The organism is Streptomyces hazeniae, assembly GCF_031845485.1.
GTDB lineage: Bacteria > Actinomycetota > Actinomycetes > Streptomycetales > Streptomycetaceae > Streptomyces > Streptomyces hazeniae.
Map to the genome: position 1 here is coordinate 1 of NZ_JAVREQ010000158.1, position 464 is coordinate 464.

General features: G+C 67.7%; 1 protein-coding gene. It reads right to left on the reverse strand.

The genetic code is table 11. The features are described 5' to 3' along the window. Positions 1-464, reverse strand: a 464-nt coding sequence (locus tag RM572_RS29090; RefSeq protein WP_311676351.1) for an acyl-CoA dehydrogenase family protein, incomplete at both ends; no start/stop codon positions are given.

Sequence of the window (464 nt, forward strand, 5' to 3'; positions counted from 1 at the left end):
GTGTTGGACGCCTTGAGGCCCATCTTGTGCTCGACGTTCGTCGCGTACACACCGTTGCGCTCGCCCAGCTCACCGGTGGTCCAGTCGAAGTGGTACTTCGGGACCAGGAAGAGCGAGAGGCCCTTGGTGCCGGGGCCGGCGCCCTCGGGGCGGGCCAGCACGTAGTGGAGGATGTTCTCGGACATGTCGTGCTCGCCCGAGGTGATGAAGCGCTTCACACCCTCGATGTGCCAGGAGCCGTCCTCCTGCTGCACGGCCTTCGTCCGCCCGGCGCCGACGTCGGAGCCGGCGTCCGGCTCGGTCAGCACCATCGTCGAGCCCCACTGCTTCTCGACGGCGATCTCCGCGACCTTCTTCTGCTCCTCCGTGCCCTCCTCGAAGAGGATGCCCGCGAAGGCCGGACCCGAGGAGTACATCCACACGGCCGGGTTCGAGCCGAGCAGCAGCTCCGCGTAGCCCCAGAT